We start from the raw sequence: 13,886 nt of genomic DNA, 5'->3' as shown, positions 1-13,886 counted from the left end.
CTCTCAGATGTTACTTTTATTAACATAAAATAAAATAAATTCTGATAATGGTATTGACTTAAAGAAAAATACAAGTAAAATAAATATTATATAAATGATGTTATGTTTCCTAACATGATTAAGTTATTTAACATAACATAATAAAAAGGGGGAGTAATTTAATGGAAGAAGTCATGTATTTGATGAACAGTTTATGGACGATGGTTGCTGCAATTTTAGTTATTTTTATGGTTGGAGGATTTATCCTTCTGGAAGCTGGATCTACACGGATGAAAAATGCGGGTCACGTTGCGGGGAAAACCATTTTCACATTTGGTTTAGCTTCATTAGTGTTTTGGGCACTAGGTTACGGTTTTATTTTTGGGGGTAATGCAAATTTCTTTGTTGGAATGTCAGACTTTTTCTACGATGGGAGTCTTATCGAAGATGCTGGTCTTGCCACAACTGTATTTTTTGTATTCCAACTAGCTTTTGCAGGCATTGCTGTGACAATTGCTCTTGGAGGATTTGCTGAGCGTGCAAAATTTTCAGCTTATGTGATCTTTACCATTCTTTTCGGAATTATTGTATATCCTATTATTGCTCACTGGGTATGGGGTGGTGGCTGGTTAGCGGAGCACGGTAAGCAAGATTTTGCGGGTTCTACAGTAGTTCATTTAACTGGGGCAATGGCAGCGTTAGCTGCAACAATGTTGCTTAAACCGAGAATCGGCAAATTCAACAAAGACGGGTCAGCTAATAATCTTGCAGGTCATAACCAAGTTTATACGACATTAGGAGTATTAATCCTTTGGGTTGGTTGGTTTGGATTCAACGCAGGAAGTACAGTATCAGTAGATGGAGCATTCTTTGGGTTTGTTGCTTTAAATACTACACTTGCTGCTGGTGCAGGCGCAGTTGCTGCAACGTTAATCTCTTGGGTCGTATTAGGAAAATCAGATATTACAACTATATTAAATGGAGCATTAGCAGGCTTAGTTGCCATTACAGCTTCCTGTGCATTTGTAGATGTTTGGGCATCTGTTATTATTGGTTTTATAGCTGGAGTACTTGTATTCCACAGCGCTAGATTCTTTGAAAAGAGAAAAATTGATGATCCAATTTATGCGCTATCAGTACATGGAGCGGCTGGTGTGTGGGGTACTTTGTCAACAGGATTCTTTGCCACACCAGAGCTTGCAAGTGTTGGTAAACCAGGATTATTTTATGGTGGTGGATTGGAACAATTAGGGGTCCAATTAATGGGGGTTGTCGCTTGTGGTCTATTTGCTTTCATAGTTTCCTATGCTATCTTATTTATAATGAAAAAAGTAATGGGTGGCATTCGTGTTTCTGAAGAAGAAGAAATCATGGGCTTAGATATGAGCGAACACGGTAATTATGGGTATCCAGAACAAATGATTTTAGAGGAATCGAAATCATAAAATAATTATAACTCAACAATAAAAAGCCTCTGTATCAGGGGCTTTTTGCTTAAAAGGAAGTGTTATTGTGGAAACGTATGAATCTATTAGAGAATGGAAGGATGAAAATATTACTACCTTTCTAGATGATACTGTTTCTCTCAATGATTTTCATGATCTTGTGATGCACAAAGTAATGGGAATAGCCAAATGCAAAATGAAAAGTGAGAGTCCTCCATGCGACTTTACATGGTTTATAACAGGGAGTGGCGGACGATTTGAACAGGGCGTTATAAGTGATCAGGATCATGGTATCGTTTATGCAATATCGAATGAAGAAAATGATGAGTACTTTAAAAAGCTTGGTGAAGAACTATCATGTGGACTTAATATTACTGGTTATCCGTATTGTCAAGGGAATATTATGAGCTCTAATCCAATCTGGTGCAAGTCATTTCAAGGCTGGCATACACAACTTCGGGAATGGATGGAAAATGAAAGCTGGGAGAATATTAGGTATTTACAAATTTTTTTTGATGCAAGAGTATTACACGGTAAACTCGGCTATATCCATCGATTAAAATACTTCATTTATCATTATCAATTGCAAAGCCCGAATCTCTTCCATCGTTTTATCGCTAATGTTATGCATGTAAAAAATGTCATAGGACCATTTGGGCAAATTTTAGTGGAGCAACATGGTGTTTATCAAGGATGTGTGAATTTGAAGTATGCAGCCTTTTTACCTTATGTTAACTCTGTTCGATTACTCTCTATTAAAGAGGGGATTTATGAAAATTCTACATTAACCCGAATGAACACATTGATCCGCCAAAGTGGTTATGAAAAACTTCTGCATAATTGTGAAAAAAATTTTGCAGACTTATTAAACTATCGTTTGTCTTTATTTCGAGCTGAAACTTATACAGATACGCATTATTTAAATATAGAAAAATTATCTAAAGAAGAGCGTAAAGGAATAAAGAGAATTATAAAGGATGGTAAAAGGCTTCATGATGAAGTGATAGCTTTCACTTTATCCAAATAATGATTCATGTTAACTGTTACAGAGAAAGTAATGAATTTTGATTAGGATAGTATGGTGGCATGAATTTGTACACAAATACGCTAAGGTGTTTTTGAACAGAAAAAGGGTGTTAGATATGGCATTTGAACCATTTATGCAAATTTTACGTGGGCTTCAAGGAAAGCGGACGAACATCGGTCTTGGGGATATACGAAATACCCAACAAATGGCCTTTTTAAGACATTTGCAGAAAGAAATGAATCAAGAAGATGCTTTAAATATACCCTTACATGAGTTAAATGTCGTCGTGTTTGATATAGAAACAACTGGCTTTTCTCCAGAAAAAGGAGATGGAATACTTTCCATTGGTGCAACAAAAATGTATGGCACGACCATTCTCGAAGAAGATAATTTTTATTCTTTAGTCCGTTATGAAAAGGAAATACCAGAGCATATTGTGCAATTAACTGGCATTACCAATGAACAAGTATTAGAAGCAAAGCCATTAGCAGATGTTATTATAAATTTTCTTGAATATAAACAAGACTGCACTTTAGTTGCTCATCACGCTACTCATGAAAGGAACTTCTTGCAATCTGCAAGTTCTCTATTGTTTCGCACACCTTTCAAACATCGAATTGTGGATACATCTTTTCTCTTTAAAATAATTGAACCTAAAATGAATATGACGACGTTAGAAGAATTATGTAGTCACAACAACATTCCTGTAGTAGGTCGTCATCACGCATTAGGTGATGCGAAAATGACCGCAAAACTATGGAGCATTTACTTAGAAAAAGCGCAACTAATTGGATGTGAAACATTGCATGATGTTTATAATCGGTTTGCAAGAATGTGAAACTTGAAAGACCTGCATGAAATGCTTATGCAGGTCTTTTTTGATAATTATTATTAGTAGCTGATTTTTTCGTTAATCTACTAGTTTTCGTTTAGAAACGATGACGCCGTCCTCGTCGGCGTATACAAAGTAACCTGGATTCCATTCGACTCCTAAAAATTGAACAGCTACGTCTTGTTCACCTTTTCCTGCTTTTTGACTTTTTAATGGGTTGCTTCCTAATGCAAAAATGCCAATTTCCAATTTGGATAGCTCTGAAGTATCGCGTGCACAACCATTTATAATGACTCCGGCTAATCCTCTATCTTGAGCGATTTCAGCAAGACGATCTCCTAATAAAGCACATCTGCGAGATCCTCCGCCGTCTACTACTAAAACATTTCCTGATGGTATATTTTCGAGAGATTGCTTTACTAAGACATTGTCTTCAAATACTTTGACAGTGCTAATAGGTCCTGAAAAACTTTTCTTTTTTCCGTATGATATAAAATCTGAACCGATTACTTGAATCTCATTTGAAAAATCATCACATAAATCAGTCGTTTTAAAGTTCATTATTCCGCCTCCTAGTTATAATAAAAGATTACAAGTATTACATATTTATCATTATAGTATTGAAGTGTCAAAAAATTAAGTTTTTTTGTTTCCTATTATCTTGCTTATTACACTTTTTATGCATACTAAAAACCTGTCTCCACAATATGAGTGGTGACAGGTTTTATCATTATTGCAAAATATTTGATGAAGTTGTATTTTTGTCAGTTGAATTTGAAGCATTTATGACCGATGAAGCTGCAATATCTTTATTGGCTGCACCGTCTAAAAGAGGTTTTGTTGCATTTGTATTTTGATTGTTGTTCCCATTCGAGGATGTAGCTTGCTTGTTATTACTATTAGTTGATTTGGCAGAAGCATTTTTCTGTACATTAGATGTCCCATTTGTTGCAATACCGTTCGTCTTTGATGCTCCACCTGTAGCAGATGCTTGTTTCTTAACATTATTCGTTCCAGCAGGATTTTGTGTTCCAGTCATACTAGCCGCGCTATTCATCATTTGACCAACTTGTGGTGCAACGGTTTGAGCAATGTTACCAATAGTTTGAGCAGCAGTTCCACTTGTCATTTGTTGGGCAGCATTTCCGATTGTCTGAGCAATGTTGCCACTCTGGCTATTTTGTTGATTACCACTACTCATGTTTTGAGTTCCTGCCTTATTATTTTGAGCAGCATTTCCGCTAGTTAATTTTTGTGCAATATTTCCGATCATTTGCATGATGTTTCCGCTTGCTTGAGTAGTATTTCCACTTGTAGAACTTTGCAAAAATTGAGTTCCGCTAGTAGCGCCGGCCCCAGCTAATGTACTTAGAGAAGCATTTTTGTTCATCATTTTTTGTATCATGTTACTATTCAACATGGTTGAACCCATTGCTTTTGACGGGCAATATTTAGTTGCACCTTCCGCAGCTGTCATTGCACCAAACATGATGAGCATTTGACCGCTTCTGCTTTTAGGATTTCGCATTAGTTGTGCAGTACCGTATGCGGTCATCACTGATCCCATCATGAAACGAGTAAATGCACTTTTTGAACCGATGTTTTGTTGTGGTTTATTGGTCATTTGTTTGGAATTCCTCCTATCTGAATTATCAAAAATGAGCTTTAGTAATACGGTAGATATGCTACTATTGGATTAAAGATACTACAACAAGTGAATACATTTCTTGTGAAAGGGAATATATAGATTTTTGGTTCCGATCATTTATGCAAGAAATGAAAGAAGTTCAAAAATCTAATGTAAACATGTGATTGATTAATTTTTTATAACTTATTTGAGCCACATGTTCATTCCAATTCAACATTAGAATCCCCAATCGTTTGCTGATTATTCGTTTTAACAAGTTGCGATTACGATTCTAAAAAGACTATTAGGGAAGGTAATGAAATCAGAATAATATTGTCAAACAATATACATATCTTTTAGACAGTATTTCCTCCTGATTAATTTCTAATGCTTTTTAACAATCGGAGTATGTCTGTTGTATGAAATAGGGGATAGGAGGGCGAGAAAGATTAGGGGTGAGCTAATTTGCGAAGTTACAATATAACAAAGAGTGGGTGCACTGTTAATTACTTTGAATTTGGTAATAAAAACAATTTAACGATTATATGTTTCCACGGGCTTGTAGGCAATGGCTTCTATAGTTTTTCAGATATAGCATTTCTCTTAGAAAAAGATTTTCATCTTATCATCTTTGATAGTCCAGGTCATGGGAAAACATCCTCATTCGATAAAGAAAGTGATTATTTGTTTTCTGCATTAGCAAGATAGTATCGGCAAGTAATTCAACAAATCTTACCAAAACCTTTCTATATAATGGGGCATTCATGGGGAGCAGATTTAGCCCTCTATTTTACAAAGCATAATCCTTTTGATGTATTAGGGATTATTCTGTTGGATGGAGGCTTCACCTTTCCGCAAAACCAACTTGAAATGGATTTTGACTATGCGATTGCTGGATGGAATGATTATATGGATCGTTCTGTGTTTACTGATTTAGAGAGTATCTTTGAAGAGTATAATACCTATACGAAAAAATGGGATGAAAACAAAGAGAGGTATGTCGCATCTCTATTCAAAAAGAAAGATGTACGATTTGAGCTAGTCGCTTCTAAAATCACTGTCTTATCCATTATAAAAGCATTTTTTGAAGAACCTTTTGTGGAAGTTTATCCTTTTATTAAGGTTCCACTCCTGTTAATTCATGCTACTAATCCTGAAAATTTGGATGATGCAAGAAGAATTGGGATGTCGCAGTTAATGGATCATATAGATGATCTAACTGTGATACCAATGGAAGGTGCAGGGCATATGCTCCAGTGGGATGAACCGAATCGAACAACAAAAGAGGTGAAGAAATGGATAAAGGAAAAAAGTGAAAATAAATAAGTAAAGGCAGAAAGGGAGTAATTTTATGAAAACTACATTTGCGTTAATTGGGACAGGAATCGTTGGGGAGCGTATTATTAATCAGATTTTGGCTCATCCTAATTGCGAAATTGTTTCCATATTCGATGAGAATAAGATAAGACTAAAGGAAATATCAACAAAATACCAACTTCCGATGGCTGAATCGTTAAACGAGCTTTTACAAACAAAACCAAATTGGGTATATATCGGGACACCACCGGTAAGTCATGCTCCACTAGCTGAGCTAATAGCTGAGCATGGTTTAAATATTCTCTCTGAAAAACCTCTTGCTCATGATACGGACGATGGATGGAGAATGGTAAAAGCATCAGAGGAAGCAAATATTAAGACAGCGATGCATTTTCCGTTAATGTATAGTCCTGCTATACAAAGTCTTAAAAAAGAGATTACGTCAGCTTCGCTTGGTGATATTGTCAAGATAGAGCTGCATACATATTTTCCGCATTGGCCAAGGAAATGGCAACAAAATCCTTGGATTGCTTCAAGAGAACAAGGAGGCTTCATAAGAGAAATATTTCCACATTATTTACAACTTATGTATCATCTGTTCGGTAATTTTACGATTTCCTCCCACTATACAACCTACCCAGAAAATGAGGATCTATGTGAAACAGGTGTGTCGGCAATTGCTAAGACTGAAAGTGGGATACCGATTATTTTAAATAGCCTGTCAGGAATTGGACGGGAAGAACTTCTAGAATTTAAGGTTCTGGGAACAAAAAAAGTAATGACAATCAGAAATTGGTCAGAACTCTGGGTAAGTGAAATAGACCAAGAAGCTGTTCAAGTTGTACTCGACAATCAGCCGCAGAGTCTTCTGGATGCATGCCATGGCTTGTTAAACGGCAAGGAGTCCTTAGTTGTTTCATTTGAAGAAGGTTTGAAAGTACAAAAATGGATTGACGAATTGTTGAAATGACGTTGGAATTAATTAGGAAACAAAGAGCTCTCCGGTAAAAAAGGAGGGCTCTTTCTCGTTAAAATGCCGATTTATTCATTGTTTTTACTTCTTGTATAAAGCAACTCGGTAAGGAAATAGTTGTGCTTCCATTATCCCTTCTTTTACAGCGGGGTCGTTATGCATAAGTTCAAATGCTTCTTCCTCTGTGTCAACTTCTAAAATAACAATTCCGATTGGGTCTAAGTTCAAAGTTCTACCAGCTAACAGGAGCCTTCCTTCATTTTCTTTTTCAGTCCAATTTGCTTGATCTAATAAGGAAGGAATAAGTTTAAGTTGATACAAAAACTGTAATTTTTCCATTGTGGTTCTTCTTAATAAAGTATTTAAAGGCTATTGTAGCAAAAACTTATCTTTAATAGTTTAATTTCAAAAGATTTATAATTCGTATTAAATATTTTAACATTAACCCTAAAATTTTGAATGATTTTAATTAAATTAATTCATTTCATTAATTTAGATTCGAATATTATACTATTCGTTGGGAGTAAAAAATATCGTCTTTCCGATCTGATTCCTATACAATATGAAGAATATTATTCGTATAGGGGGAATAACTATGGAGCTTCGTAACCTAAAAACCTTTTTAGTTGTCGCGGAGTGTGGTGGATTTACGCGCGCTGGTGAACAATTGGGTTATACACAATCCACGGTTACTAATCATATTAGGGCACTGGAGGAAGCTGTTGGGAATCGTCTCTTTGACCGGCTAGGAAAAACTGTTGTTTTGACGGATGCTGGGACACATCTAGCATCGTATGCAAAGGAAATACTACAGCTTTACCAGGAAGCAATCGATTCTTCACGGTTAAATATGGAGCCTTCTGGTACCGTCTTGATTGGTGCAAATGAATCGTTAATGGTATACAGGTTGCCAACAATACTGTACGAGTTTAAGAGAACTTACCCAAATGTCCATCTTATTTTGCAACCATCCGAAAGCCAGGAACTTAACAATGAATTGAAATCCGGAAAGTTTGATTTAGCATTATTTACAAATCCTGAAAAATTAGGTCCAGATATTGTCACAAGCGATTTAGTTAAAGAGACATTGGTGATGATTGCTCCACCAGGTCACCGTTTATGTGACAAAGCAGTAATTACTCCAACCGAATTGGAGGGAGAAGTGTTACTTCTTACGGAGTCGGGCAGTTATCGAGATTTGCTTGAAAGATGGATCAAAGAAGAGGGAGTTAGCTGTTCGCGTATCACTTTTTGGAATATCGAGGCCATTAAGCAATCAGTCAAATGCGGATTAGGTCTATCCTATTTACCCTTGATGACTGTAAAAGATGAGCTGGAACGAGGCAGTCTGGTTGCGTTGCCTTGGGTGCACAATGAGGAATTCGTGACTACTCAACTTGCGTTTCATAAGGATAAGTGGGTGACGCCAGCAATGAAAATATTAATGGAAATAATTCAGAAACATGCAAAGAAATGGGAGCTGGAAGACCAACAGTAAACTACATAACGTGGCGTTTGGCCGAATCGCGGCTAAACGCCCTATTTTTTGCCGGGTTCAATTTGTAGGAGGAATTAAATGACACAGAAAAGTATCAAGGAAATATTATTAATTGTTATAGGGTCTCTATTATTCGCAATCGGTATTAACTATTTCGCAATCCCATACCGATTATCCGAAGGAGGCATCATCGGGGTCACGGTGATTACTCATTATTTATTTGATTGGTCACCTGGTATCGTGAACCTTCTGATCAATGCAATTCTTTTAGCGGTAGGTTATAAGTTTTTTGATAAAAAAACAATGATTTATACAGTACTTGGGATAATTTTTTCATCATTTTTTCTGTTCATAACGGAAGACGTTGGCCATCAATTGAATGGAGACACATTGCTTGCCGCTTTATTCTCAGGAGTGTTTGTAGGTCTGGGTCTTGGCATGATGTTTAGGGCAGGTGGAACCTCAGGAGGATCAGCTATTCTAGCACGTTTAGCCAATCAATATTTAGGCTGGAGTCTAGGGAAGGGTGTCCTCGTGATTGATATTATTGTTATTGCTGGTTCGGTATTCATTATCGGTCAGGAAAAAGCGATGTATACTCTTGTTGCGGTGTTCTTAGGATCTAAAGTAATCGATTATGTAATTGAAGGGCTGAATAACCGGACAGCAGTAACGATCATTTCAGAGCACTCAGAAGCGATTCGTCAATTTATCTTAGATAACATGACACGCGGCGTGACGATTTTGGAAGGTCGTGGGGGTTATAGCCAGAACCAAAAAGATGTTCTCTATATTGTCATCAACCAACAGGAATTAGTCCAATTGAAACAGACCGTCAGCAATGTTGACGATCAGGCATTTGTTGTCGTCCATGAAGTTCGTGACGTATTAGGTAGTAGTTTTAGCACTAGCTAATATTCAAGATTACTTAATCTTAAATAATTTATCATGGTAATTTCGAAACTTAATAATGTTTGTAGCCCTCAGTGATTAAGCACGTGAGGGCTTTTCCGATTAATGAGTGGATGCGTTTTTCAATTTGAGTTATCTCTTTTTATTTTTCCCAAGATCTTTCAGAGCATTTTTGTTTTTGTCCACTACTTTTTCAAACTCTACTTGTACATGAATAATGTTTTCTTCCATCTCCTGAACACCAGTAACTTTTCCTTTACGTCCCTTAATTCTAATATCTTCATCAATAGAAGGTATATTTCTTAAAGCTTGATTTAATACAATAGAATTATTTTCATAAAAAAATACAGCAAACATCTTCTTGTCCCCTTTACACATTAAAAGTTAGAATCTATTTATTTTATGATTCTGATGAAAAAATAGAACTTTAAGTAGAAGATAAGAGTTAATTAAAATCTATGGTTCAACGCCATCATCAGGAACTCCAGATGGTTTCGCACCTTTTCTTTTAGGAGACATTGCGACCATCGTTGGACCGGAAGCGACAGTGAACGAGCGGATAGAAGCAGCTGCCTTCACGTTCGTCAAACCTTTAAAAGTCGAGGATACTGGCCATGATTTATTGAAAGCTGGGGAAAATGCTAAGGATGCTGGTAAGGGTACGGGTGAAGGTAGTAAGATTGTTAATAATGTTATTAAAGATGATAGTCATTTTTTAGATGAACTTAAATTAAAGCCGAATGTAAAATATGAAACAAATGGATATCGATATCAAAAAGACGATTTATAGTTGCAATGAATGGGAATGTTAATGTAAGTGCTTATAAAAAACTTGAATATTCTTGGGCAAAAGCTTTGAAAGAAGGTCAACAAGTGTCGGTAGATGTAAAACCAATATATGAAGGTCAGTCTTTACGACCAAGTAGATTTGAAATGAAGTATAAAATTGATGGTAAAAAATCTGTGGAAGTCTTGGAAAACATATATGGAGGTAAATAAATGAACAAAGAAAAAATGGAGCAACTGTATCAAAAAATAGGACAACACTTAAATTTTATTATTCCTGAATCTTGGGATAAAGTATTATTATATTCCGAAGTAACAGAGTGGAGTAATCGAACTTATTTCTACTACTATCCTCATAAAAAAGAAACACCTATTTATAGTTTAGATATTGAAGATATGGATAATATTAATGAAGGCGAATTTAATAGGCAATTACACCAATTATATGAATATCTAAAAGAATTATGGTTTGAATTTAAAAATCAAAAACAAGAACAATGGACTAATTTAACATTTGAATTAACTTCAAATGGAAAATTTAATATTGACTATAATTATAGAAATTTAGAAAATGATGACAGTTATGAGCAACAAGTAATTTGGGGATATGAAAAATTAGGCATCATCCCAAACGAGAATAGACAACGAGATTTCAAGATAATTGAAGAGTATAAAAAAAATATTAACAATAATACTAAATAAACATACCTACGTTAATAAAAATATAATGATATTTAAACCTTGATTTGCTATATGCTTTTCAAGGTTTTTTGTTAAAGGCATTTATGATTAAATTAAGCAATATTATAATCAATATTAAGCAGACATTAGAGATTGATATCAATTATGGTCACTTTCGAAGGCAAAAGAAAAGTTATGGGCGGAAATGGATTAGGAACACCCGATGGTTTAGCGCCATTTACAATGGCCTCCTATGACTTCTTTTTAGGAGACATTGCAACCATCGTGGGACCTGAAGCGACAGTAAACGAACGGATAGAAGCAGCTGCCTTTACTTTCGTCAAACCTTTAAAAGTCGCGGATACTGGCCATGATTTATTGAAAGCTGGGGAAAATGCTAAGGATGCTGGTAAGGGTATAGATAAAACTAGACCGTCATGGAAACAATCTGAAATTGATGTAGAGAAGGATTTCCCTGAGTATAATGCTCAAAAGTCTTTTAAAGATGGTAAAGAAGTTCCTTATGGAGAAAAAGGTAGTTCTAGACCAGATTTGTATCAGACCGGGCATATTATTGAGGTGAAAAATTATAAGATTACTACTTCAAGCGGACGTAGCAGATTAGTTAATAACGTGTCAAAGCAGGTAGAAAAAAGATTAAGTGATTTGCCTAACGATACAAAACATCTGTTATAATTGATATTAGAGGACAAAATGTATCAGATGAAATTTTAGATGAATTGTATGAAAAGATTATGAATAAAACAAATGGTAAAGTAGATATAAGATTTAAAACAAATTGATTGAGGTGAGAAGAATGGCTGTGGGATTTAAGGTGAAATATTACTGGTATCAAGTAGGGCATGGCGATTTCTTACATTCTTTTTTCTCTACAATAAGCTATCATTTAGAGCGAAATGGTTGGGGAACTGAGTATCCCTTCTTATTAAATGAACTCTATAACGGGAAACTTGAGAATGAGAATATTGATAGTGCTATAACTGAATTAGAAGTAATAAAAAAGAAATTACAGAATTATAGTCCATCACAAGTAATATGGGATATTGAAGATCTATCTAAAAGACCACCTTGGGGTGATAATATTAGTAAGGATATCACAAACTTATCTAATTACTTTATAACAAGTGAAGGTGAGGACTTAATAGATATGTTAATGAAAGCATTAGAGAAGGGACTAAAAACTAATTCAGATGTTTATATAGAAAGCTTATAAATAATACCCTTCTATTGATGACCTTGAAATTATATCAAGGTCATTTTTTATAGTTTAGGTGGTACGGAGTGTCAAATAAACCGCTTGTAGAATAATAGAATAGTGATAACCCTTATAATCAATTGATGATGTATTAACAAATTATATAGTACTTACAACACCTTTAAAACGTATACCCTATTTAATGTATTTCATCTCTTATAAATAACCAGTAAATTATCAGCTAGACAAGAAGCACTTAAAGATAAAATTGCTAAACTGCGAAAACAAGGACCTTCCAGAGCAGATGCGACACAGTAAGCTTCAGAATGGCTGGAAACATAAGTAGCACTTCATAATCCAGATCAAATATCTGGAGGAAGAGAAGACATTATTGGAGGTTTAGGGGATAGAAGAGTAAATTCCTCGATAGGTTCACAATGGAAATATAGAATTGATGTTGTTGATGAACAAATTAGGAAAATTGCTAAGAATATGACACCTTAGCAGCTAAAGAATACTTATTTAAATGTGAATTAACTCAATAATCAAAGGAGGGTATTTTAATTGGAAACAATATTTAGCGATTTTATAAAAAATGAAACAGTTGATGAAGTTGTTATTTTAAAATATAAGGATAAACTTCCTGAAGAATTAATAGAAACATGGAAAAATATGGTTTTGGTGCTTTCGTAAATGACTTTTTAAAAGTTATTAATCCAGACGATTATAGATTTTAGAGAGAAGTTATCTAAGGCATGAGCAGGCGATTCCTATTTTTACAACCGCAATGGGTGATATTATAGTATGGGAAAAAGATAAGTATGTAAATTTATTAAACTTTAGGAAAGGATCTGTTAATGTTGTTTCATCCGGATTTGAATTCTTTTTTGATGATTTAAAAGATAATGACTTTATGAACGATGAATTAATGTGGCAACCTTATCCTGAAGCAATTAGTAAATACAGTGCCACTAACTATGACGAGTGTTTTGGATACACTCCTCTATTAGGTTTAGGTGGGGCAGAAAAAGTAGAGAATTTAAAAAAGTCAAATTGAAGGAACATATTTTTATTATTACTGAATTTATGGGACCAGTTCATTAATGTTAAGGATTGTGTTACAGAATTAATTATAAGTACTTGATTATTGTGGGTCTACATAGTGCCAAAGGGTGACATCTATTTGCTAAATAACAAGTGCTTTAATCAATAACTTTCTTTCTTACTTGTTCTTTAATTGTTGATAAGAAATATTTTCATCATCATTAGAGTTTTTTCTATAATATAGATTTAGTAAACGTAACCTTTAGCCATTTTGTAAAGCACATCAATTAAACGTTTAGCTATATTCTGGTACTTTTTATTTTACTTAAGTATTAATGATTGATGATGCAACCATCTTCATTTAGAAATTCGAGAAAAAGACTTGCCATAAGTTTAAAAGGGTGGTATAGTAATCAAGTTGTCATTTTTATTACCGATTCACATCGAAAATAAAATAAAAAAGTTGTTGACATAGATAACGAGATTTGGTATGATATTAAAGTCGCCAAAACGACAACGCAATAAATTTTAAACATGAACATTGAAAAC

At 34.7% G+C, this 13,886-nt stretch carries 15 protein-coding genes and 3 pseudogenes; 14 read left to right on the top strand and 4 right to left on the bottom strand.

Annotated features, from left to right (window positions below; all coding sequences use genetic code 11):
• Positions 1-161: 161 nt before the first annotated feature.
• The 3 genes from P2Q73_RS19285 to P2Q73_RS19275 all read left to right on the top strand — a co-directional run bounded on the left by P2Q73_RS19285 (position 162) and on the right by P2Q73_RS19275 (position 3,289).
• The gene (locus P2Q73_RS19285) at positions 162-1,424 is read left to right on the top strand and encodes an ammonium transporter (protein WP_275790198.1); all 1,263 of its coding nucleotides are present in this window, start codon (positions 162-164) and stop codon (positions 1,422-1,424) included.
• Between the two features lie 67 nt (positions 1,425-1,491).
• Positions 1,492-2,451, top strand: a complete 960-nt coding sequence (locus P2Q73_RS19280; RefSeq protein WP_275790195.1) for a DUF294 nucleotidyltransferase-like domain-containing protein — start codon at positions 1,492-1,494, stop codon at positions 2,449-2,451.
• A 115-nt stretch (positions 2,452-2,566) separates the two neighbouring features.
• Positions 2,567-3,289, top strand: a complete 723-nt coding sequence (locus P2Q73_RS19275) for an exonuclease domain-containing protein (RefSeq protein WP_275790193.1) — start codon at positions 2,567-2,569, stop codon at positions 3,287-3,289.
• Between the two features lie 72 nt (positions 3,290-3,361).
• On the opposite strand, the gene rraA is transcribed toward P2Q73_RS19275, so the two are convergent.
• Positions 3,362-3,844 carry a ribonuclease E activity regulator RraA gene (rraA, locus tag P2Q73_RS19270; protein ID WP_275790190.1) on the bottom strand — a complete coding sequence of 161 codons (483 nt, stop codon included), beginning with the start codon at positions 3,842-3,844 and terminating at the stop codon, positions 3,362-3,364.
• A gap of 169 nt (positions 3,845-4,013) precedes the next feature.
• A complete protein-coding gene (locus P2Q73_RS19265; protein ID WP_275790187.1) occupies positions 4,014-4,907 on the bottom strand; it encodes a YgaP-like transmembrane domain in 894 nt (297 codons plus the stop codon).
• Between the two features lie 468 nt (positions 4,908-5,375).
• Here P2Q73_RS19265 and P2Q73_RS19255 point away from each other — a divergent pair.
• Positions 5,376-6,236, top strand: a pseudogene (locus tag P2Q73_RS19255) (alpha/beta fold hydrolase).
• A 25-nt stretch (positions 6,237-6,261) separates the two neighbouring features.
• Positions 6,262-7,197 carry a Gfo/Idh/MocA family protein gene (locus P2Q73_RS19250; RefSeq protein WP_275790181.1) on the top strand — a complete coding sequence of 312 codons (936 nt, stop codon included), beginning with the start codon at positions 6,262-6,264 and terminating at the stop codon, positions 7,195-7,197.
• Positions 7,198-7,281: 84 nt separating this feature from the next.
• Here the strand turns inward: P2Q73_RS19250 and P2Q73_RS19245 are convergent, their stop codons facing one another.
• Positions 7,282-7,539, bottom strand: coding sequence for a YciI family protein (locus P2Q73_RS19245; protein ID WP_275790178.1), 258 nt, complete (start codon positions 7,537-7,539; stop codon positions 7,282-7,284).
• A gap of 256 nt (positions 7,540-7,795) precedes the next feature.
• Here P2Q73_RS19245 and P2Q73_RS19240 point away from each other — a divergent pair, with 256 nt between their 5' ends.
• Positions 7,796-8,698, top strand: a complete 903-nt coding sequence (locus tag P2Q73_RS19240) for a LysR family transcriptional regulator (protein WP_053590049.1) — start codon at positions 7,796-7,798, stop codon at positions 8,696-8,698.
• A gap of 78 nt (positions 8,699-8,776) precedes the next feature.
• The gene (locus P2Q73_RS19235) at positions 8,777-9,613 is read left to right on the top strand and encodes a YitT family protein (RefSeq protein ID WP_053590048.1); all 837 of its coding nucleotides are present in this window, start codon (positions 8,777-8,779) and stop codon (positions 9,611-9,613) included.
• Positions 9,614-9,742: 129 nt separating this feature from the next.
• Here the strand turns inward: P2Q73_RS19235 and P2Q73_RS19230 are convergent, their stop codons facing one another.
• Entirely contained in the window at positions 9,743-9,967 is a 225-nt protein-coding gene (locus P2Q73_RS19230) for a hypothetical protein (RefSeq protein ID WP_053590047.1), read from the bottom strand.
• Between the two features lie 190 nt (positions 9,968-10,157).
• Here P2Q73_RS19230 and P2Q73_RS19225 point away from each other — a divergent pair, with 190 nt between their 5' ends.
• From P2Q73_RS19225 to P2Q73_RS19195, 7 genes and pseudogenes are all read left to right on the top strand, one after another.
• Positions 10,158-10,400 carry a hypothetical protein gene (locus tag P2Q73_RS19225; RefSeq protein ID WP_056827307.1) on the top strand — a complete coding sequence of 81 codons (243 nt, stop codon included), beginning with the start codon at positions 10,158-10,160 and terminating at the stop codon, positions 10,398-10,400.
• 5 nt (positions 10,401-10,405) lie between these two features.
• Complete coding sequence (locus tag P2Q73_RS19220) at positions 10,406-10,609, top strand: DNA/RNA non-specific endonuclease (protein WP_056827305.1); 204 nt, start codon at positions 10,406-10,408, stop codon at positions 10,607-10,609.
• Positions 10,610-11,098, top strand: a complete 489-nt coding sequence (locus tag P2Q73_RS19215) for an immunity protein YezG family protein (protein ID WP_275790169.1) — start codon at positions 10,610-10,612, stop codon at positions 11,096-11,098. It abuts the gene before it with no gap.
• Positions 11,099-11,230: 132 nt separating this feature from the next.
• Positions 11,231-11,773 carry a hypothetical protein gene (locus P2Q73_RS19210; protein WP_275790166.1) on the top strand — a complete coding sequence of 181 codons (543 nt, stop codon included), beginning with the start codon at positions 11,231-11,233 and terminating at the stop codon, positions 11,771-11,773.
• A 121-nt stretch (positions 11,774-11,894) separates the two neighbouring features.
• Complete coding sequence (locus tag P2Q73_RS19205) at positions 11,895-12,311, top strand: immunity 70 family protein (protein WP_275790163.1); 417 nt, start codon at positions 11,895-11,897, stop codon at positions 12,309-12,311.
• A 339-nt stretch (positions 12,312-12,650) separates the two neighbouring features.
• Positions 12,651-12,797: pseudogene (locus P2Q73_RS19200) on the top strand (polymorphic toxin type 15 domain-containing protein); the annotation flags it as partial.
• Between the two features lie 60 nt (positions 12,798-12,857).
• A pseudogene (locus P2Q73_RS19195) lies at positions 12,858-13,397 on the top strand (T6SS immunity protein Tdi1 domain-containing protein).
• Positions 13,398-13,886: the final 489 nt, after the last annotated feature.

It is taken from the genome of Bacillus sp. Cr_A10 (genome assembly GCF_029222665.1).
In the GTDB taxonomy this organism is placed as follows: domain Bacteria; phylum Bacillota; class Bacilli; order Bacillales_A; family Planococcaceae; genus Psychrobacillus.
The sequence above is the reverse complement of the archived record's forward strand: the minus strand, read 5'-3'. Positions and strand labels throughout refer to the sequence as shown.

What these genes read in the sequence shown, in the direction of transcription:
- P2Q73_RS19205 (WP_275790163.1), top strand. Translation starts at nt 11,895, where the DNA reads ATGGCTGTGGGATTTAAGGTGAAATATTACTGGTATCAAGTAGGGCAT.
- P2Q73_RS19250 (WP_275790181.1), top strand. Translation starts at nt 6,262, where the DNA reads ATGAAAACTACATTTGCGTTAATTGGGACAGGAATCGTTGGGGAGCGT.
- P2Q73_RS19240 (WP_053590049.1), top strand. Translation starts at nt 7,796, where the DNA reads ATGGAGCTTCGTAACCTAAAAACCTTTTTAGTTGTCGCGGAGTGTGGT.
- P2Q73_RS19220 (WP_056827305.1), top strand. Translation starts at nt 10,406, where the DNA reads ATGAATGGGAATGTTAATGTAAGTGCTTATAAAAAACTTGAATATTCT.
- P2Q73_RS19285 (WP_275790198.1), top strand. Translation starts at nt 162, where the DNA reads ATGGAAGAAGTCATGTATTTGATGAACAGTTTATGGACGATGGTTGCT.
- rraA (WP_275790190.1), bottom strand. Translation starts at nt 3,844, where the DNA reads ATGAACTTTAAAACGACTGATTTATGTGATGATTTTTCAAATGAGATT.
- P2Q73_RS19265 (WP_275790187.1), bottom strand. Translation starts at nt 4,907, where the DNA reads ATGACCAATAAACCACAACAAAACATCGGTTCAAAAAGTGCATTTACT.
- P2Q73_RS19275 (WP_275790193.1), top strand. Translation starts at nt 2,567, where the DNA reads ATGGCATTTGAACCATTTATGCAAATTTTACGTGGGCTTCAAGGAAAG.
- P2Q73_RS19245 (WP_275790178.1), bottom strand. Translation starts at nt 7,539, where the DNA reads ATGGAAAAATTACAGTTTTTGTATCAACTTAAACTTATTCCTTCCTTA.
- P2Q73_RS19235 (WP_053590048.1), top strand. Translation starts at nt 8,777, where the DNA reads ATGACACAGAAAAGTATCAAGGAAATATTATTAATTGTTATAGGGTCT.
- P2Q73_RS19230 (WP_053590047.1), bottom strand. Translation starts at nt 9,967, where the DNA reads ATGTTTGCTGTATTTTTTTATGAAAATAATTCTATTGTATTAAATCAA.
- P2Q73_RS19215 (WP_275790169.1), top strand. Translation starts at nt 10,610, where the DNA reads ATGAACAAAGAAAAAATGGAGCAACTGTATCAAAAAATAGGACAACAC.